Below are 19924 nucleotides of genomic sequence, written 5' to 3'. Positions count from 1 at the left end.
CCTATGAGAATCCTTTTCATTACCGCTGTCAGCTTCCTTATCCTTGGCATTCTACTGCTTATGGCCCGTATATGGGGTCTGGGGCAATCCTTCCCGATCTATGAACACGCCTTCTTTTCTGGCCCCGCTCCGATCGTGATTGTCAAAGCCGACACCCTGGAACAGGTTCAAGAAACCCTGAAACTGAAACCAGATGCGGTGATCTGGGCGGACGTGCGCATTTCCCAAGATAAAGTGCCGTTCATTTTGCCGGCCAACCGCGACCGCGAATTCATCGACATGAAGGCGGCTGAACAAAAAGCCAACCCAACGGCGAAGATCATGACCGGCGGAAAACTTTCTGAATATCCGTGGGAACAGATCAACGAATTCTATAAGACGACTCCGGCCCTGAAAGAATACTACGAACAGTTCCCGGAAACGCGTTTTGTTCTGAATGTCGTGGATAACGTGCACGACGTGCATTCCACGGTGGTCAACGCCATTGACGGCTTCAAACCCAACAAGCGCACGCTGATTCAAAGCGACGCTTTGATCGTGATGACGACCATCAAAGAGCTGAAACCTGAATGGGTGTACGGCACCAGCCATCCGGATATTATGAGATTACTCAGCTTTGATTCGTTGTGGATTCTGCCGTCGACTCAATTTAAAGGTGATGTCTTCATCGCTCCATTTAAGTTGATGAAGCGTCCGGCGTTCAACGACGAGATCATCACAGATATGCGTCGTCGCAATAAAAGAATCTTCCTGGGACCTATCGAGAATGAAGCTCAGCTTGCTGATGCAACTCGCTATAAGGCAGAAGGCCTTATCACGACGAATTTGCCAGAATTGCTCCGTCTTCTAAACCAAGGTCCTGCTCAATAGGTTGATCCAAAATGCATTTGGGCATATCGTTTTAAGACGTACCTTAACGGAGGTCTAGATATGTCCCCTATTTTTGTCAACGCGGCCCAGGCTGCACCCTCTGTATCAGTGAACACCAGCTCCATTGATGCTATCGCTCAAGCAAGTCCCATTGTTCAGCTGACTTTGTTGATGCTGATCGTGATGTCCGTTTTCTGCTGGGCTATTGGTTACTCCAAATATGTCACTTTCAAAAACATGCGACAGTCCGATGAACTGTTCCTGTCCAAATTCTGGAAAGTGAATTCCCTGGACACGTTGTTTGAAGACATCGACCAATATAAAGACTCTTCCGTCGCACGCGTTTTTAAAGCCGTGTATCTGGAGATGAAAAAGATCTCTGAATCCCCGCTGCTTTCCAAAACCGAAGGCGACAAACCGATCCTTTCCGGGATCGACAACCTTGAGCGTGTTCTGCGCAAAGCCACTGAAAGCGAGATCTCTAAACTTGAATCCCGCCTGACGGTTCTGGCAACGACAGGTTCCACCGGTCCTTTCATCGGTCTATTCGGTACGGTTTGGGGGATCATGGGTTCCTTCCACAAAATAGGTCAGACTGGAACAGCGAGCCTGGCGGTTGTAGCGCCGGGTATCTCGGAAGCCCTGATTGCCACCGCCATCGGTCTGGCGACAGCGATTCCAGCGGTTGTTTTGTACAACAACTTTATCTCTAAAATCCGCAAGCAGGAGATCGTGCTGAACAACTTCGGCGCGGACTTCCTGAATATCGTTAAACGTAACTTCTTCCAAGGGAACTAATCATGGGAATGAGTGGCGGCGGCGGAAAAAGCCGGGCGACATTAAGCGAAATCAACATCACGCCTTTGGTGGACGTGATGCTGGTATTGCTGATCATGTTCATGGTGACGACTCCTTTGATGCAACAGGGGATTGAAGTGGATCTGCCCAAGACCTCTTCTTCCGGTGTTGAAGTTAATGAAGAGCCTTTTGTACTGGTGATCAATGCGGATCAAAGAATGACCATCGCCAAACAAAAGATCGCCATGAATGAACTGCGCCCGAAACTGAAAGCGATCTTCGAGACCAAAAAAAATAAACAGGTGTACATTCAGGCAGACCGCAAAGTGGACTATGGCTTCGTCGCGGAAGCTATGGCCGAAGTGCGTGCCGCTGGCATCTTTAACATCGGCTTGATCACACAGCCGAAAGATCAATGACCTGACCAGTGAACTATTTAGAGGAAAAAGATCAGCAGAATGATGAGCAAGTAACCCGCGGCATAGGGATCTCCTTTGCCCTGCACGCGCTTATTGTTTCGATCTTTACTTTGAAGACGGTCTTCTTTGATCCGGAACCAATTGATTTCTCGCAAGCGGTGCGTGTGGATATGGTGGGCCTGCCGGACAAGGTTGAACCCAAGGATCTGGCCCCCCCGGCAAAAGAAAATCCCAAACCGGCCCTTCCTGACAAGGAAGTTGCCAAGGAACCAGTAAAAGAAAAGCCTCCTGAAAAAGCTCCGGAAAAAGTGGTGGAAAAGAAAACCCCGCCAAAACCAGAGCCCGTGAAACTTCCTCCGGCGAAAGCCAAGGAAGAGGGCATCAATCTGGAAAAGGTGAAATCCCAGCAGCAGAACGCTTTGGACAAACTCAAAGCCATGGCTGCCTTGGAAAAAATCAAAGAGGACGTGGCGGAAGATAAGAAAAAAGCCGCAGCCGCCGCCGGAACGGGCAAGGCCGCCACCGGAAGTGCACCGGTAAGAGGAAACGTCCTGTCGCCTGGCACGTCTTTGACTGGAATTGCCAAGCTTCAGAACGACAACTACATTTCTGATCTGGATCGTCACATCAAACAAAATTGGACAATCCCGGAATGGCTGGCGAAACGCGATTACAAAGCGCAAGTGCGCGTGTTCGTGGATTCGCGCGGCAATATTCTGGGCAGAAAAATTGTTAAATCCAGTGGCAATCCCAGCTACGATGAAGAAGTATTAGCAACCATTGACCGTTCGGCACCATTCCCGGCTCCGCCGGAAAAATTGATTGCCGTATTCTCTGTGGACGGAATCCTGATCGGATTCCCGGAATAATTAGGAGGACATCATGATGAAACAGATACTGGCCCTTGTTCTGACTATCGGCCTATTCCCTCTTTTCTCCCATGCCCAAAATAATAACGGCATCTATATCAAACTGGGCGAAGCGCGCACGAAAAAAAGTCTGATGGCTTTCCCGCCGCTGCAATACACAGGCTCCCCTTCGACGGCGTCTCGCAATCAAAGTGTCGGGGTTGAGATCTTTAATACGATCACCAATGATTTGACCGTTTCTTCCTATTTCCAGTTCATCAACCAAAGTGCCTTCCTGGAGGACACTTCCAAAACCGGCTTAATGCCGGCTCCGGGCCTGCCAAATGGATTCAAATTCCAAAGCTGGTCTTCGATTGGCGCTGACTTCCTGATCCGCGCCGGCTATTCGGTCGTAGGCAATGAAGTGACTTTGGAAACTTACACCTATCACGTTCCCCGCGCCGCTTTGGTTCTGGGCAAAAAATATAAAGGCCCCACCAGCAGTGCCCGTCGTATTGCGCACACTTTCGCCAACGACGTCATGAAAGCCCTGACCGGCGTTGAAGGTCCGTTCCTTTCCCGCGTGGTTGCCTCCAGCGACAAAGGCAGCGGCCAGAGCAAAGAGATCTTCACGATGGACTGGGATGGCGCGAACATGGAACAAGTTTCCAGTCACCGCAGTATCTCGATTTCTCCGGCGTGGTCCCCGGACGGCAAAAAGATCGCTTACACTTCTTATGTGAAACGTGTGGGTGCGAAGTTCAGAAACGCCGATATGCTGCTTTTGGATCTGACGACGGGGAAAAGATCTTTGATCTCTTACCGCCAGGGTATCAATTCGGGGGCTTCTTTCTCGGCTGACGGAAAACACATCTATCTGACCATTTCCCAGGGCAACAGCCCGGACATCTATAAAATGGGACTGGATGGAACTTTGGTTGGTAAAATCACCAATGGACCTGCCGGAGCATTGAACGTTGAACCGACAGTGTCCCCACAGGGGCTGCTGAGCTTCTCTTCAGACCGCGCGGGTCGTCCAATGATTTACACTGCGGATGCTGCCGGGAATAATGTGAAGCGCATCACCTTTGCGGGTGTGTTTAACTCGTCCCCGTCCTGGTCACCGGATGGTAAAAAAATCGCCTTTGCCGGCCAGAGCGACAACAACTTTGATATCTTTGTGATGAACGCAGATGGCACTGGAATGATCCGTCTGACTTCCGCGAAAAAACCAAATGGCCGCATGGCAAGTAACGAAGACCCTTCGTTCTCTCCGGACGGCAGATTTGTGATGTACACTTCCAACCGCACAGGGAAAAATCAGATCTATATTTCCACCGTGGACGGCACTGAAGAACGTCGCGTGACCAACGACAACAACAATTACTACAAGCCAAAATGGTCCAACAACATTGACTAACTTATCCATCGAGGATCAGTTAAGGCAGGAGCGCAGCGAGATCTGGTCTCGCTACGCCGAAGCCGCCAAGACCGACTCTATGGCCCCCGATCAAATCTGCCAGCAATGGAGTGGGGCCGCGGATCTTCTTTTACGCCATGCTTTTGATCACTGCTTTTCCAGTCAAAAAATCGCGCTTTTCGCCCTGGGAAAACTGGGATCATCCGAACTGAATCTAAGTTCCGATGTCGATGTTCTTTTGGTCAGCCAGGAGGACTCTGCACAAGGTTTGTCGTCTTTGCGCAAGTTTCAAAAGATTTTGACTGAACGAACTGCGGCGGGCTTTGTTTTCCGTGTGGATTTTGACCTGCGCCCCGGCGGCAAACAAGGGCCGCTGATTCCAACCCTGGATCAATTCAAAGACTATTATGGCAACTATGGCGAAACCTGGGAACGCCTGGCCTTTGTTCGCCTGCGCCCCATTGCGGGCGACGAAGATGTGCAAAAGGAAGTTCTGGCGTTTGCGCAGAAGTTTTCTTTCCGCAAGCATCTGGATTTTACTTTGCTGGAGGACCTAAAAACTCTGCGCTCTAAAATTCAGGTGCATTACTGGGAACGCTCGCAGGATCAGGTTGTGGATTTAAAGCTGGGCATCGGGGGCATCCGCGATGTCGAGCTTTTCACCCACGCCCTTCAGGTCATTCACGGTGGCCGCGATCTGACCTTGCAGGTGCGTGGAACCACCGACGCCCTGCTGCTGCTGGAAATGAAAGAGCTTCTGCCGTCGGAAGAAGCCAAGTTCCTGCGCCAGCACTATTGGAATCTGCGTCGGCTTGAAAACTATGTTCAGGCGCTGAACGATGAACAGACTCACTTGCTGGTGTTGACTGAATCCCATCCTGAATTTGTGATGCAGGCCTTGCCTGACTTAAAGTTCGACATGCTTCGCTGTGATTCGATCGTGAAAAGTCTGTTGGGGGAAGCCCCGAAAGAAATTTCACTGGAAGAAGAGCTCAAACGCACCGGATTGCCGGATCAGGATCTGCAGGAACTCTGGCAGGAGATCCTGGGGCAGGAAGTTCTTTCCCGCAACAAGGGCCGCGACGAGCTTTCCCGCAAAGCTTTCCTGGCGGCTTTTCTTGAAACCTTGCAGGAACAAAAAGGCGACATTCGCCGGGGTTTGTTGCTGTTAAAAGATTTCATCGGCAGCACGCGGGCCAAAGCCAGTTTCTTTGCACTGCTTTTGCGCGAAAAAGAACTGCTGCAGGAACTGGCCTGGCTGTTTGGTCATTCGCCGTATCTTTCACGCATTCTGTGCAACCGCCCAGAACTGCTGGACAGCTTCGTGTACCGCGCTCAGGACAAACACTCGGAAGATCTGGGCACCCTGCTGGAAGAACTGGCTGAAAAGAAGCTTCTTTCTGAGGTCATCAACGGAAGCGAGTACCTGGAGGATAAAAACCTTCAGCAACTGACGGCGAATCTGACTTCCACCGCCGATTCCGTCGCGACCACTTTGCTTGAAGCTTTAAAGAGGGAATACCCCTCCCAACTGCGCATTCTGGCTTTGGGCAAATGGGGCGGCCGCGAAATGGGCTTCCGCTCAGACCTGGATTTTATCTTCGTCGTACCGGACGAACCGGGTGAAGTTGACTATAAGCTCGCCAAACGTTTCATCACCCGCCTGACTGAAAGTCATCGCGGTGGAAATATTTATTCCATCGACATGCGCCTGCGCCCGTCGGGAAAAGCCGGGCCCTTGGTTATTGTGCAAAAGGATCTGGAAGATTATCTGCAAACTCAAAGTTCAGCCTGGGAACGTCAGGCTTATCTGAAGGCCCGTTGGATTGGCGAAAGCATTCACGGCAATCTGGGCTTTTTGGATCTGGGCCTTTCTTCCGTTGAGCTTGATGAGCTTGAGCGCATCCGCACTCAGTTGCAGGTTGAGGGAGCCCACCCCAATTTGAAGTACAGCGAAGGCGGCCTGGTGGACGTGGAACTGGCCGCGCAGACCGCAGTTTTGAAGAAGAAACTCAAACCCTCCTCAACTGGAACCGCTGATTTGATCAGCGCTTTAGAGGAGAAATCCGGCGTTTTGCTCCAAAACTATGACCGACTGCGCCAGATTGAACAGATGCTTCAACTTGTTGCGTCAGAATCGCTCGCCGAACTGAGCCCAAATCATGAGTCGTTTCATGCGCTTGCCTTGGCGCTTCATCTGCCTCCATCAGAGCTTCTAAATGAAGTCTTAGGCCTACTTCAGGCCAACGTTGCACTTTTGAAGGAACTTGACCCTCGACGGCTGCCTCACTAATAGTGAAGGGGTTGGACAAAAGTCAGGAGACCGCAATGTCGAAGAATATCGATGTTAAGAAGGTATTTTGGATCTACCTTTTTGCATTCCTATTGGCAGCTTTCAGCTTCCGCGCAGATGCAAAGACAGAATCCAAAGCAAAGGCTACGAAGAAGGGAAAAGACATGATCGCAGTATTTGAAACATCCAAAGGCACTTTCAAAGTAAAGCTTTTCGCAGATAAAGCGCCTAAAACAGTAGAAAACATCGTGGGCCTGATCGAAGGCACCAAAGAATGGACTGATCCTAAAACTGGCGAGAAAGTTAAAAAGCCATTCTATGATGGTCTGACTTTCCACCGCGTGATCAAAGATTTCATGATTCAGGGTGGTTGCCCACTTGGAACTGGAACTGGCGGCCCGGGCTTCCGCTTCGAAGATGAGTTCCCAGCTGGCGCTCCGAAACACGACAAACCAGGCATCCTTTCCATGGCGAACGCGGGTCCTAACACAAATGGTTCCCAGTTCTTCGTAACAACTGTTCCAACTCCTTGGTTGGACGGCCGTCACACGGTGTTCGGTGAAGTTGTTGAAGGTATGGACGTGGTTAAATCCATCGAAAACTCCAAAACAGGAGCTATGGATCGCCCGGTTGAACCTATCGTGATCAAACACGTAACGATCCAGAAGTAATTTCGAATTTCCAATTTAAATACTAAAAAGCCCGGTGGAAACACCGGGCTTTTTTTTGTGCGACGCTTCGGAAAAAGTAAGCAGGTACCTTTTCCTATTTGCAGAATTGGTCGGCTGCGATCCAGTAGGCTGGGGAACAATAGTCGGTCCACTCATTATTCTTATTGGTGGAGTACGCATAGAACCATGTCAGCTTGTCATCCTGGGATTTGAACTGGATCTTGTCCGGCATTTCCGTCGGCTGCTTGCCGTTCACGGTGTAACACCAGCCGTAGGCACGCAGTTCAGTGTCCGACACCACTTCAATGCTGTCCAAACCGATCGGGCTGTTAATGATGGAATTAATACCTTCCGCAGATCCCACGTACGGGATCTTGTTCGCATCAAAAATCTCAAGACTGAGAGCCCCTACTGATTTAGTCAGGTCCGCCTGATAAGTGCCCTCGTGCACCGGAGTGTTTTTGCAGGCACCAAAGATTCTCCAGGACACAGCCTGGGACTTGGAAGCTGCCAGCACCAGCAGCAGTGGCAACAGGGGCTTAAGAGTTTTCACGACGAACCTCTTCCATGTCGATTTCTTTGGCCTTTGTCACGATCTGCTCAAAGATTTCTTCTGGCAAAGCTCCTGGCTGACTGAAGATGATGTCGCTTTCCTTGATGATCATCAAAGTGGGAATGGATTTGATCTGGAATTTATCCGCCAGCTCGACTTCCGCTTCAGTGTCGATCTTTCCGAAGATCACATCCGGATGTTTCGCCGCCACGGATTCAAAGATCGGAGCAAAACGACGGCAAGGTGCACACCAGGTTGCCCAGAAATCCAGAATGATCATGTTGTTGCTTTCAACGATCTCTTGAATGTTGTTCTTGGTGATTTCTACGACAGCCATGGGGCCTCCTGTTTTGTGGCGCTAGGCTTATCCCAAATCCCAGAATGAGACAATCACAAGATTTAGACACCCCAGTGCCCGTTTGCGGCCTCGTCGCGGTATGAGACAAGTCCCGTGCCATTTAATCGCTTTTGAGGGGCCCAAAGCTTGCTTCTATACATTCAGAGACTGAGGTGAAGCTATGAAATGGTTCTCTAAGATTCTGACTGCCATTGCCGCTGTTAACATGATCCTGGCCCCTGTGGCCCAGGCCGCAGCCAATTGGACTGAGAAAGAGAAAGCTCAACTTGCCCAGTACCGCGATTTCCTGGAGCCAATGGGTTACACCCTTTATGTCGACAAGGAATCCAAGAAAGCTCAGGTCTTTGATAAAACAACAAAAAAGCTGGCGATGGAAATTCCATTTGGTGAGGAAAAACAACTTCGCAAGTTTTCTCCAAAATCCATCAACAAGATGATGCTGGATGAAATGGTTCGCATTAAAAATGCTTCCAAAGCATCCCTGTCCCACACCGTCAGAAACCTACCAACGGAATCTGCCATGTTTTTCGTGGCGATGGGTGCGGTTGTGGCCGGCCAGTTGATCACGAACTATTCGCAAAATCCTGTGGCAATGCAACAGCATATCCAGCACCAGCTTTCACCTATGGGTGTGTTTGGTTTCTTCACTTTCATGTATTCCCAGGGCCTGACTTCAAACCTGCTTTCCACTTACATCAAGAATCCAAAATTCCACCACATGATCCCGTATCTGGGCATGACGGTGGGTGCCTTCCTGCAAACTTATCTGTCTTCTGTCGCTTCTGATCCTAACGTGAAAGCGTGTGCGAAAGTCATGATGGGCGGAAAAGTTTCCCAGAAGGACACTGCTGCCGGTGTTGAGGAAGACCCGTGCGGCAAAGCTTACGAGTACCTTGTTATCCACAAGAAAATCTGGGAGTACGCTCCGGGTATCGCGTCCATGTTGATTTCTTCCGGTGCTGCGGCTCTGGGTCAGGCTCTTCTGACGAAAGTGGTTTTGCGTGTAACGGGTGTTGATATCGCGGTCTGGCTGACTCCAGGCACGATGCAGGTTAAAGGTCTGCGCCTTTTGATTGTTAAAGGCCTTCAGATCTCGGCGTTCGTGGCTTTGGACATGTGGTTCAACCGTCATGTGACGTTCGCCTGGAAGAACTTGTTTGATGGTGCAGATTTCCACGACATGAACCGCGACATGGTGAACCACGTGAACACCCTGAAAACCGCGAAGTGGAACGGCTCCACTGACAACTTGAAACATGAAATGAAGCACTTCCATCAAAAGATGATGGACTGGCGCATGATCAACATGGCGGAAGTCTATGAAGCTCACCACAACTGGTCTGAAGCTTTGAAGAGCCTGACTAGCATGTTTAACAGCAGCTATTCTTTCTATAACGATTTCGTGAATGAAATCCGCAACGCAAGATTCAACGAATCCCAGGTGCAGCCACTGCTGCGCACGGCTCCGCTGAATGGTGTGACTCCGCTGGATATGGCTGAAGGCCGTGAGGATCTTTACCTGACTCACCCACAGTTTATCGAAGGCATGCAGCTGGACACCGTGGCTGAAGCGGCAATCAAGGCCGAAGCTTTGATGAAGTCCAACAAGACCAAGTATCTGTACCCTGCAGAAAAGAAAGCTCTGAACGGTATCATCGCGAAACTTTCAACAGGTGACCGCGATCAGATCGGCAAAGGTTTACTGGAGCTGAACAACAACATGCGCATTGCCGCTCAGAATGTTTCCAGCTCTCAGAACTATTTCCACGTGATGAACGAGATCCGCAGCTATATGGGTTCTCCGGATCCATCCCTGGAAGTGGGCCGCGGCTTCGGTCAGGCTTACGAAAAAGCTCCAAGCACGGCAGAAGCCATGCAAGGGACTAGCTACTACCGTCAGGTGGGTTTGTTTAAAACTCCGAAGATCACGGACTTCCTGGTTATGCAGATGATCTGTGGTCCGGATGTGGAAGCTAACGGCAAAGTTGTGAAAACTCCAAAGATTGCTGGCGCGCACACGGGCTTCCCGTCGGTGTTCCTGCCGCCGACTTTGGCAAATCAGAATGATGAATTTGATCCGTGCTTCGGTATCAAAGCTGATGCCCCGGTTGAAAGAATCTACAACTGGCCAGTGCGCGCAGCCAGCGGCAAAAAATATACAGGCTTTGTTGAATACCTGGTTCACGAAGCCCGTGACAATGCGGTTGGCTCTAAAGAAGAGTCTGCATTCCCGGCTTGGTGGACAGCTAAAACAGAATCCCAGATGCAAAAGGCCTTTGGTGAATTCTCCAAGAGCTATGACGAAATCGTCGTGAAGATGGTTCGTAAAATGTACAATAACGAAAGAAGCAGCTTCAACCGCGGCCCGATGGCAAACGGGATCATCAATGCTGTCTTCCAGGAAGAGCGTGTGTACCTGTCTTTGTTGCAGGAAATGCTTCAGCCTTCTGCGAAGTTTGATCTGAAGTTTGAAAGTCTGCTGAAGAACGCTCCTACTCACGCGGCTTTGAAGGCTGTTGAGGGCGAGTTCTTTGCTCTGAACAATTTGCTGAAGAAAATTGAAGTTAAAACCATCGAGGGCCGTGAAGTGATTCAGTCCCCTCTGGAAAACTATCAGCTGGAAGAACAAGTGACCAAAGTTCAGACAGCCTTGGCGGGCGTATCCACCCTGCTGGGTGTGGGTGACGCGACTGAGGGTGCGGTGGTGACTTTGAACCAACAACAACGCGATATCGCGGTTCAGGCGCTGGAGCAGCTTCAGTCCCTGGCGCAGGAAGTGATGATGTACGGCTCTATGGCGAATGCTGTGAGCTGGGACAAGATCCGCAACATCAAACGTGTCAATGCGGAACAAGGTCAGTTCCAAAATGAGATTCAGGCCAAGATCGCTCAGATGCGTGGTATGGCGATGCCGGGCAAGCAATAGTTGGTACGGCCTTTGATATATAGATTATTGAAACGATTAAACTAAGCAAGGTGCTTCTGGGATTGGAGAGTCCCAAAAATTGGAGTGCCTTGTTTAAAAAATTAACAAGTACTAAGGAGAGAGAGTATGAAAAAAGCATTTGTGTTCGGTATGGCAGCCCTGGTGACAACTATGTCCCTGTCTTTGACGGTCCACGCAGCCCCTGGTGCAAAACCAGCGCGTGAAGCTTTGGTGGAATACACCAAGCAGGTTAAAGCAGCCGCTTTCGGTAAAGGCATGACCTCTAAAGGTTTGGATGCCCAGAAACTGAAAGTCGCTCAGGACAATATCATCAATGAGCTGGCGCTTCCTTCTGGTAAGAACAATGCTCTTTCCATGGCTCTGAAAGCAGATCCATCCAAGTCCGCACAACGTCTGGACAGTCTGGCAACGATCGTTGCAGCTAAAAAGATGGCGGCTGAGATCAGCAAAAACGACGCTAACGAAGGTCAGTCCATCGATGCAGCAGCCACCGCTTCTGCGAAACTGATGGCGAACTCTTCTTTGACGGGCGCTCGTAAAACAGCAAAAGACCTGAACGCAGCTGAGTTGACTGAAACTACAGCGGCATTGTCCAAACTGGAAACTTTGCCAGAGGCGATCTTGACCAGATTCTCTAAAGCAGAGCGTGACTCTTACACTCAGATCATCGAGCGCCACGACCAGATCGTTGAATCCGGCAAACGCGGCACTTCCGAAGAAGCATTCGTAGATGCGATCATGGAAGTAAAAGGCGTTGATAAAGCCAAAGCAATGGAAGTTGTGAAAAAGCTTAAAGAGTGCGTGTAAGACTTAAAAAAATCTCTACTCCGAAAAGCCGGGTCAGCAATGACGCCGGCTTTTTTATTTTTACTGGCAGTTGTTGAATTCTTTGAAGTAGCGCTGGCAGATGGAATACTGGGAATTGCAGTCGTTCACATCGGTGGACTGGTAAGTGGCCATCGGGCATTCACGCATGGCTGTTTTCGTAACCACCGCCTGGAAAGAACCTTCCGCATAAACGGTGCTACCGCTGGTCAAACGATAGTTCACGTTATTCGTGCCCAGTTCAAGCAATGGCTTTTGGAACAAGGTGGAAATCCACAGATTGAAAGCATCTGCACTGATACCGCGAGCCCCTTGATAGTCTTCAGCCTTAGAACGATTGGATCCATCCTGATGGAAAGCTGTCAGCTCCACCTTAGTGACTCGGGCATCACGTGGCCCCACGAAATGATCGTAGGCACCTGGCTTCATCACGATATCACGACAAGAATACAATGCAGTTCCGTTGCCGTTAAAACCGCCGCAGATAACACGAACTTGTCCTTGAATTGGAGTGACTGTGAGGGAATTCCCTTTTTCGAAGCCGGCGTTCTGGGCGTGAGCCAAAGAACACAGCGCTGTGATGAAAATAACAAGCTTTAACATGAAAGGCCCCCTCTGCCTTGGATGTGCGGCTAGAGTAGGGCCTCTAAAATTCTTAATCAATAACTAGCGCGTCAAAGCCTTCAATGTATCCCATGCTTTGAGGTAGCTAAATGCTTGATATGCTTGGTAATCAGCTTTGAACAGCTTATCGCGCGGCGACAGCTTTTCATCTTTTTTTGATCCCACGTCTTTCCACCAAGCCAGTGCGCCTTCTTCCGCGCCCTCTTTCACATCAAGTTTCTCGGCGGCTTTTTCACGATCACCTTTCAAGTGACCTGCGATATCGCCCTCACGAGTTGTGACAGATTTCACAATCGCTTTAGAGAACGCATCCGGATCCACGTCTTCGATTTCAATGTCAGGATGAATACCTTCTGCCTGGATTGAAACACCGTTCGGCGTGTAGTAACGAGCCACAGTCAATTTCAGACCGCTGCCATCACCCAATTTGATCACTGACTGCACAGAGCCCTTACCGAATGTTCTTTGACCTACGATCAAAGCACGTTTGTTATCTTGCAAAGCTCCGGACACAATCTCGCTGGCACTTGCCGTGTATTCATTCACCAGAATCACGATCGGGAAGTTGGTGTACTGACCCTTTTTAGAAGCCGTGGCCACTTCTTTTTCGTTTTTGTTACGACCGATGGTGGACACGATTGTGCCTTGTTTCAGGAACATATCGCTGACCTTGATTGCCTGATCCAGCAAACCACCCGGATTTCTGCGCATATCGATCAACAGACCGGACATGTTTTTGTTGTTCTTGATATGAGTTTCAACAACCTTTTGCAGATCTTTGGAGGTGTTTTCGATGAAGCTTGTGATACGCACGTAAGCAAAACCGTCACCCAAATCCGTGTATTTCACTGATTTGATTTTCACGCTGCCACGAACCACGGTGATATCACGAGGTTTGTCTTCGTTATCACGAACCACACGCAAAACAATCTTGCTGCCTTTTTTTCCGCGCATCATCACGGACGCTTCGGCAAGGCTCATGCCTTTCGTGGTTGTTCCATCGATAGCCACAACTTTATCCCCAGCCTTGATACCCGCTTCCCAGGCCGGCGCATCCTCAATCGGAGAAATGATTGTCAGAATGCCATTTTGAATTGAGATCTCAATACCCAAACCGCCGAACTCACCACTGGTTTCAGTTTCAAAATCCTTGAACATCTCAGGTGGCATAAAGTTCGTGTGCGGATCAAGTTCGCGCAACATCCCCTTGATCGCCCCGTACACCAGCTTCTTGGTGTTCACTTCTTCAACGTAGTACTGTTGAATCAGGTTAAGAACCTTACTGAAGTTCTGCAGATCCGCATACCTTTCCTGGGCAAAGGCTCTTACCTGGAAACCTGTTTCTGCCATGATGAACAAAACCAGCAGAAGGGCGCCGCCCAGAATATAGGTTTTCCAGTAGCGTTTGAGTGATTGCATAGTGTTAGAGTCCTTTCATCCACTGTTGCGGGTCGTAGGGTTCGGAAAAATGTCTAATTTCAAAATACAGTCCGGAACTGCCGTCTTGCGGGGCTTCACCCACTTGAGCCAGCACCTGAGAACCCGTGACTTCATCACCGGTGTTCACTTTCACTTCTTGTGCATGGGAATAGACGCTGTAGTAATGATCTCCATGATCCACAATCAGAGTTGTTCCAAAGCCCGGAAGCGTTCCAACATAGGAAACCTTGCCTTCAAACACGGCTTTAATATTGCTACCCTTGGCCGCCGAAATGAAGATTCCCTTGTGAGTTAAAGTATAGGGGTGATCCTGACCTTTCATAAGTCCAAATTTGCGGGTGATCACACCTTCCAGAGGTGCAGAAAGCTCACCTTTTTGGTCGGCAAACGACGGTTTAAAGAGCAGATCAAACAATCCGGCATCATCAAGATTGAATTGCAGGGACTTTTCGCGAAGGCCATTGATCTTATTGATGGCAAAGAGTTTGTTCTTGCGGATCCCGTCCAGAAGCTTGCCTTTAAGGTCCTGTTCTTTACGCAGGGCCTTTTCCTGAGAGGCGATCTTCTGTTCAACCGACTTCATGTTATCCAGGCGCTGCGCCAGGGTCTTGCGTTTGGTTTCAAGATCCTTAAGGTCCCGGGAATAGTTTTTAATCAGCTCCAGATCACGAGCCGCCACCACACCCAGAATCTTCAAATTTCTTTCCAACGAGGCCGAACTGCTGGACGAAAAAAGAAAGCGCGCAATCGAGGGCCCGCCCAGCTTGTACATGGCACGCAGACGTTCCGCCAAAAGGGTTCTCTGCTGACGGGACTTCTGGTCCAGGTCCTCCACTTTTTGCGTGAGGTTTCGGATATTCACTTCCAGGAAAGCGCGCTGCTGGGACATCTCCCCTTTTTCAGTCACGATTTTTTTGATTTTCTTATTCAACTGATAAAGGGCCGACAGGACCTGACGTTGCTTCAGTTCTGCGTCTTCCAGCTTCTTTTTCGTCGCTTCAAAGTCCTTGGCAAGACTGTCCACATCGCTGGGATTTGCGGCTTTCGCCCCCAACGACAATGAAAACACCAATGCCAGAAGAATCTGTGCAAGCTTCAACGACTACCCCTGACTTCCGGCGAAGCCGTCATTCATACGGCGCACACACAGATAAGATCCCAAAGCGCCCAGACCCGTGCCGGCGACAACAAACACCGCCAAAAGCACCGGACCCAGGAACTGGATGTGCTCCCCCAGCTGCAGGAAGCTTAGCTTCGTGGTCAGCAGATTTTTGATCCCGATATAAACGCCGAAGCAAAGACCCAGCGACAAAACCGAGGACACCACACCCAAAACCGCTCCTTCCACCAGGAAGGGCTTTCGGATCATGGAAGGAGTCGCACCGATCATCTCAAGCACCACAATCTCGTCTTTGCGGGCCTGAACTGAAGCACGAATAGCGTTGGACATCACAAACAAGGACGCCGCCAGAATCACCAGACACAAAGCGCGCAAGGTCAGCTCGATCGCATTAACAAGTGCTGCATACTTTTCAACCCAGTCCTGACCATAGCTGACTTCATCCACACCTTCCAGCTGACGAAGCTTTCCGGCCATGGACTGCAAAACCGTGGTCTGTTCAGCGGCGGCCACATCGGATTTTAACTGTACCAGAAGGCTTGCCGGAATCAGGCGAAGCAGCTCTTCATCCTGGGAAATATCCGGAGCATAACTTGCCATCTGGGAGCGGAAGTCCCCCAAGGCCTGCTCTTGCGTGACGAACTTCACGCCTGCCACATTTTCGTTTTCTTTGATTTTGCTTTCAATATCCTGACGGCCTTTTTCAGACAGATCCTGAGAAAGATAAACCGTCATCTGCACGTCCTCACCCCACAGGGTCAGGATATTTCGAAAGTTCTGCGATACCAGAAGAGCTGCGCCCATCACCACAAAACACGCAGTCACAACAACCAAGGTGGAAACCTTCAAAGCCCAGTTCTTTTGGTGTGGTCTCACTTGGTGTCCCCCACAATCATTCCGTCCTGCAGCTGCAATGTGCGTTTCTTGCGACGACGAACCATCTCATGATCATGCGTGGCCACGAAGACCGTGGTTCCCTGAGAACACACCCGCTCCAAAAGATCCATGATCTCTTCGCTTAAGCGCGGATCCAGATTTCCAGTCGGCTCATCGGCGATCAAAACACCCGGCTGATGAATAATCGCCCGGGCAATCGCGGTTCTTTGCTGCTCACCCCCAGAAACGAAATCCGGGTACTGGTCATGTTTATGGGCAAGGCCCACCTGCTCCAGCACTTCATACACGCGGCGCTGAATGGCCGGTGTCTTATCGCCGCGCACCTGCAATGGCAGCGCGACGTTTTCAAAGATCGTTCGATCCTTCAAAAGTTTGAAATCCTGAAAGATCACACCGATTTTTCGGCGAAAGAAAGGGATCTGAGCATCTCGCATCGTCAGGAGATCGTGACCGGCCACTTTCACATCGCCTGATGTGGCGATGTCATAGGCCGAGATCATCTTGAACAGAGTTGTTTTTCCCGCCCCACTGGGACCGGTCAAAAACACGAACTCACCCTTGTCGATGCGCAAATCGATATTTTTCAACGCATGAACCGGGCCGGGATAGGTCTTATAGACGTGAGAGAATTCAATCATCCCTCCATCTTATGAAAGATGACTGCTGATGAATACTCGCCACAAGTCGAGGTTTTGGTCTTTTTGACGATTTAAGGAAGGCTTCCTGCCATCAGGGTATCAATTATCGTGGTGTGTTGACGACGCAATGCCAATTTGATGGCTTCTTCAGACTGAACCGAGCCCAGTTTTAAAACAGTGTCATAGGGTGTTTTGATGGTCTTCATAACGGCCCCGTTGCAGAAGATTCTGCTGACCAGATAAGGGTTCTGCGTTCCCCAATCCTCTGTCTGAATGTGATACTTCTGACCACGCACTGTAATATCTGAATTAAAACCTTTTTGCACCTGCACAAACCTCCCGGAAAAATTAGCAGATTTTACTGTGTTTCTCATCAATTTTTTCTTGGACGAAGAGCGAATTAAAACTAGAGTCAAATCCTGGATAAATAAAAGGAGATTTGCGTATGAAGTTGTTCCCGATTGCTGCAAGTGTGTTCACTTTGCTTTGTTCATTCTCTGCTGTTGCTGCCCCCTTTACTGGTGAAGCAGAAGCCGGTGCTGTTGTTGTCAGTGGTAACAGTGACTCTGAAAGCTATGCTGCAAAAGCGAAAACCACTTACACTCAGGACAAGAACGTTTACTCCGCGTTCGGTCGTTATTTGAAAACGGACTCCAACGGTGTTGAATCTGCCCGCAACTGGGAAATCGGGGCTCGTTACGAGCGGGAATTGACGGACTATCTGGGGATCTTCGCCGGTCAAAAGGCAGAAAGTGACGTTTTCAATGGCTACATCCAAAGGGACTCTTCCGACTTGGGTTTGAAGTACAGCCTGATCAAGTCTGATGAAATGAACTGGTTCTTCGAGGTCGGTTATCGTTATCAAAAGACACTGCCAACCACTGGCGGCACGACTCATGACAACATGGGACGTCTGTTCACCGAATTTAACAAAGCTTTGGACAAAACTTTGTCATTCAAATACTGGGCTGAATATCTGCCAAACTTCACAACCACAGATGCTTATCTGTTCAACACGGAAGCTTCTTTGAACGTGATGCTGAATTCCGTTTTCTCTTTGAAATTGGCTTATCTATTACAATATCAAAATTCCATTCCTGTTGATGGCAAGTACACAACGACCACGAGTACAATGAACCTCGTGGCGAAATTCTAAGAAAGGATCGCAACCATGTTTAAGGAATTCAAAACGTTTATCATGCGCGGAAATGTCCTGGACATGGCCGTGGGTATCATCATCGGTGCGGCGTTCGGCAAGATCGTTTCTTCATTTGTTGCTGACGTTTTGACGCCGGTTCTTTCGCTGGGTCTGGGGAAGGTGGATTTCTCTAATCTGTTTGTCGCCCTGAACGGCGAGTCTTACCCAACGCTGGATGCGGCTAAAGCGGCTGGTGTGGCGACAGTGAATTACGGCATCTTTATCAACATGGTTCTGGATTTCGTCATCGTGGCCTTTGCAATCTTCCTGATTGTGAAAGCCGCTAACAAGATGAAAAAGGCTGAAGAGCCAGCTCCAGTAACCACGAAAGAATGCCCGGAATGCTGCTCTACCATCCCGATGAAAGCCCGCAAGTGTGCTCATTGTGGAAGTGCGGTTGCTTCCTAGACCTTTTCAGCCTCTAAAACACCTCAAAGCCCGGCCCCAAGCCGGGCTTTTTTATTTCTCACTATGAGACGTAAACCTTTTAGGCAGGTCTGCCGATAATTGGTACTGGTATTGCACCACTCATTATCATCGGGGAGGAAATCAAATGAATAAGATTTCAAGCTCTAAAAAAAATGCATCTGTCAAAACAGTTATCAACATCCTGAGCGTGCTTTCATTGATAGCCCCATCCGTATCTTTGGCTGAAGGACTTAATTTCACCAAGTCCGCAGAAGAAGTCGCTGAAAGCAAAGCTTCGCGTTTGCAATCCCAATGTTCCCAGGCACGCAGCGAGATCACTGCGGCTAAGAATAAAATTGCCGAAGCCTGCCGCAAATCCGGTTTGGGTTCCGGTTGCGCTGAAAAAGCCATGGCGTGTTCCGAAACTTTGGGCACAGACAGCTTTGATACGACGGACGCTATTGGAACTTTGATGGGTCTTCCGGCTGGTTCTAATATTGGCGGCTCTTGCCCTCAGATGAACGGTCGTGACTACTATGACGAAAAGAAACGTCTTGAAACCGAAATCAAAGACACCCAAAAAGACATCGCTGAACTTGCTGACGATGAAGCTGAGATCAAAGAAACCTTCAACACCACAATTCAGGATCTGCAAGAGGCATTGACGACTGCTCAGCAGGAACTTGAAGAAACCAAAACCTCTTTGGATGAACAAGAGCGCGAAAAAATTTCTGAGTTCCAGGCCAGCCAAAATGCTGCCAAAGAAAAGCTACGCGAATACAACTCCAAAATCATCGCTTTGCGTTCTGAGATGACCAACGCGGTTCGTGAAAAAGCGACCAAAATGCTGGAGCTGACAGCAGAAACATCCAAGTATGCTTGTAATCAAGAATACACCAAGGCCGCTGAATCCTATGGCAAAGTGAGTGCGAGCTCTAACAAGAGCCACATTTCCAAAGCCAAAGCCCAAAAAGCCGCTGCCCTGGACGCATTCAACAAGTGTATGAACCGCTTCCAGCAGGCGCGCATTTCTTTGAATGAACAAAGCACTGCAAAAATGGAGTCCATCAACGATCAGATCCGTAATGCTGAAGCCAGCACGGACGAATTGAATGATTCGTTGAATCTGGCTTCCACCCAGCTGGATCAGATGAAAGCGGATACCACCAAAAGAAAAACCCAGGCCGAGAAGAAGGTCACTGAACTGATGACCCTGACTCAGAACAAAATGCAGGCGGCTCAGGAAAACATGCAGACCAAACTTAAGGCTCTGGCTACTAAACAACAAAGCTACACCGAGGCTTTGAACCGGGCGAACAATGGTTTGATGACTTTGGGTCCTGCGCCAAAACGTGGAGCTGAGTACACATCTGAAGAAGCTTCCAGCGAAATCTCTGCTCAAACCGAAATTATTGAAGATGTGAAGTCCACCGTCGCTTCAAACTCCGAATTGGCAGCTCAATGTCATTTGGGCGATGCTGCGAAAGGCTCTTCGAAGCGTTCACGCAGTTCCGGCAAAAATACGAGCAAAGCAAAATAACATATATGGGACCCAGCCTTCGGGCCAGTGTCCCTAGACCCTACCCATTTGCACTGT

20 protein-coding genes are annotated in these 19924 nt (G+C 49.5%); 12 read left to right on the top strand and 8 right to left on the bottom strand.

Translation table 11 applies throughout. The features are described from left to right. Positions 1-3 precede the first annotated feature (3 nt). From BDT_RS00850 to BDT_RS00820, 7 genes are read left to right on the top strand one after another with little or no spacing between them, the layout of a single operon-like run. Entirely contained in the window at positions 4-870 is an 867-nt protein-coding gene (locus BDT_RS00850) for a hypothetical protein (protein WP_235046212.1), read from the top strand. Positions 871-930: 60 nt separating this feature from the next. Then, complete coding sequence (gene tolQ / locus BDT_RS00845; RefSeq protein WP_015089366.1) at positions 931-1668, top strand: protein TolQ; 738 nt, start codon at positions 931-933, stop codon at positions 1666-1668. Between the two features lie 2 nt (positions 1669-1670). After that, positions 1671-2087: an ExbD/TolR family protein gene (locus BDT_RS00840; RefSeq protein WP_015089365.1), complete on the top strand. Its 417-nt coding sequence runs from the start codon at positions 1671-1673 to the stop codon at positions 2085-2087. Between the two features lie 8 nt (positions 2088-2095). Beyond that, complete coding sequence (locus tag BDT_RS00835) at positions 2096-2956, top strand: TonB family protein (protein WP_015089364.1); 861 nt, start codon at positions 2096-2098, stop codon at positions 2954-2956. 13 nt (positions 2957-2969) lie between these two features. Continuing rightward, positions 2970-4355 carry a PD40 domain-containing protein gene (locus BDT_RS00830; protein ID WP_015089363.1) on the top strand — a complete coding sequence of 462 codons (1386 nt, stop codon included), beginning with the start codon at positions 2970-2972 and terminating at the stop codon, positions 4353-4355. Beyond that, entirely contained in the window at positions 4348-6648 is a 2301-nt protein-coding gene (locus BDT_RS00825) for a glutamine-synthetase adenylyltransferase (protein ID WP_015089362.1), read from the top strand. Before BDT_RS00830 ends, BDT_RS00825 begins: the two co-directional genes overlap by 8 nt. A 35-nt stretch (positions 6649-6683) precedes the next feature. Next, positions 6684-7319 carry a peptidylprolyl isomerase gene (locus BDT_RS00820; protein ID WP_011162785.1) on the top strand — a complete coding sequence of 212 codons (636 nt, stop codon included), beginning with the start codon at positions 6684-6686 and terminating at the stop codon, positions 7317-7319. A gap of 94 nt (positions 7320-7413) precedes the next feature. On the opposite strand, the gene BDT_RS00815 is transcribed toward BDT_RS00820, so the two are convergent. Both BDT_RS00815 and BDT_RS00810 read right to left on the bottom strand, forming a co-directional pair. Next, positions 7414-7872, bottom strand: coding sequence for a DUF4430 domain-containing protein (locus BDT_RS00815; protein WP_015089360.1), 459 nt, complete (start codon positions 7870-7872; stop codon positions 7414-7416). Beyond that, positions 7859-8209 carry a thioredoxin family protein gene (locus BDT_RS00810; protein WP_015089359.1) on the bottom strand — a complete coding sequence of 117 codons (351 nt, stop codon included), beginning with the start codon at positions 8207-8209 and terminating at the stop codon, positions 7859-7861. Before BDT_RS00810 ends, BDT_RS00815 begins: the two co-directional genes overlap by 14 nt. 181 nt (positions 8210-8390) lie before the next feature. Between BDT_RS00810 and BDT_RS00805 the strand changes: the two genes are divergently transcribed. Further along, positions 8391-11156 (top strand): hypothetical protein, encoded by a 2766-nt coding sequence (locus tag BDT_RS00805; protein ID WP_015089358.1) that lies wholly within the window; start codon positions 8391-8393, stop codon positions 11154-11156. 126 nt (positions 11157-11282) lie between these two features. After that, on the top strand, positions 11283-11984 hold the full coding sequence (locus BDT_RS00800; protein ID WP_015089357.1) for a hypothetical protein: 702 nt from the start codon (positions 11283-11285) through the stop codon (positions 11982-11984). A gap of 60 nt (positions 11985-12044) precedes the next feature. Here the strand turns inward: BDT_RS00800 and BDT_RS00795 are convergent, their stop codons facing one another. From BDT_RS00795 to BDT_RS00770, 6 genes are all read right to left on the bottom strand, one after another. Beyond that, on the bottom strand, positions 12045-12605 hold the full coding sequence (locus BDT_RS00795; RefSeq protein WP_015089356.1) for a hypothetical protein: 561 nt from the start codon (positions 12603-12605) through the stop codon (positions 12045-12047). Between the two features lie 63 nt (positions 12606-12668). After that, complete coding sequence (locus tag BDT_RS00790; protein ID WP_015089355.1) at positions 12669-14045, bottom strand: S41 family peptidase; 1377 nt, start codon at positions 14043-14045, stop codon at positions 12669-12671. A gap of 4 nt (positions 14046-14049) precedes the next feature. Continuing rightward, the gene (locus tag BDT_RS00785; RefSeq protein WP_015089354.1) at positions 14050-15165 is read right to left on the bottom strand and encodes a murein hydrolase activator EnvC family protein; all 1116 of its coding nucleotides are present in this window, start codon (positions 15163-15165) and stop codon (positions 14050-14052) included. A gap of 3 nt (positions 15166-15168) precedes the next feature. Continuing rightward, positions 15169-16062 carry a cell division protein FtsX gene (locus BDT_RS00780; protein ID WP_015089353.1) on the bottom strand — a complete coding sequence of 298 codons (894 nt, stop codon included), beginning with the start codon at positions 16060-16062 and terminating at the stop codon, positions 15169-15171. Further along, on the bottom strand, positions 16059-16721 hold the full coding sequence (ftsE, locus tag BDT_RS00775; protein WP_015089352.1) for a cell division ATP-binding protein FtsE: 663 nt from the start codon (positions 16719-16721) through the stop codon (positions 16059-16061). The genes BDT_RS00780 and ftsE overlap by 4 nt, the downstream gene beginning before the upstream one ends. Before the next feature lie 71 nt (positions 16722-16792). Further along, positions 16793-17095: a hypothetical protein gene (locus BDT_RS00770; protein WP_235046211.1), complete on the bottom strand. Its 303-nt coding sequence runs from the start codon at positions 17093-17095 to the stop codon at positions 16793-16795. A gap of 71 nt (positions 17096-17166) precedes the next feature. Between BDT_RS00770 and BDT_RS00765 the strand changes: the two genes are divergently transcribed. From BDT_RS00765 to BDT_RS00755, 3 genes are all read left to right on the top strand, one after another. Then, the gene (locus tag BDT_RS00765; RefSeq protein WP_015089351.1) at positions 17167-17877 is read left to right on the top strand and encodes a DUF481 domain-containing protein; all 711 of its coding nucleotides are present in this window, start codon (positions 17167-17169) and stop codon (positions 17875-17877) included. 15 nt (positions 17878-17892) lie between these two features. Then, positions 17893-18327, top strand: a complete 435-nt coding sequence (gene mscL, locus BDT_RS00760) for a large conductance mechanosensitive channel protein MscL (RefSeq protein WP_015089350.1) — start codon at positions 17893-17895, stop codon at positions 18325-18327. A gap of 145 nt (positions 18328-18472) precedes the next feature. Next, positions 18473-19867, top strand: coding sequence for a hypothetical protein (locus tag BDT_RS00755; protein WP_015089349.1), 1395 nt, complete (start codon positions 18473-18475; stop codon positions 19865-19867). Positions 19868-19924 lie beyond the last annotated feature (57 nt).

This window comes from Bdellovibrio bacteriovorus str. Tiberius (assembly GCF_000317895.1).
In the GTDB taxonomy this organism is placed as follows: Bacteria; Bdellovibrionota; Bdellovibrionia; order Bdellovibrionales; family Bdellovibrionaceae; genus Bdellovibrio; species Bdellovibrio bacteriovorus_F.
This window is presented reverse-complemented; position numbering and strand designations above follow the sequence as displayed.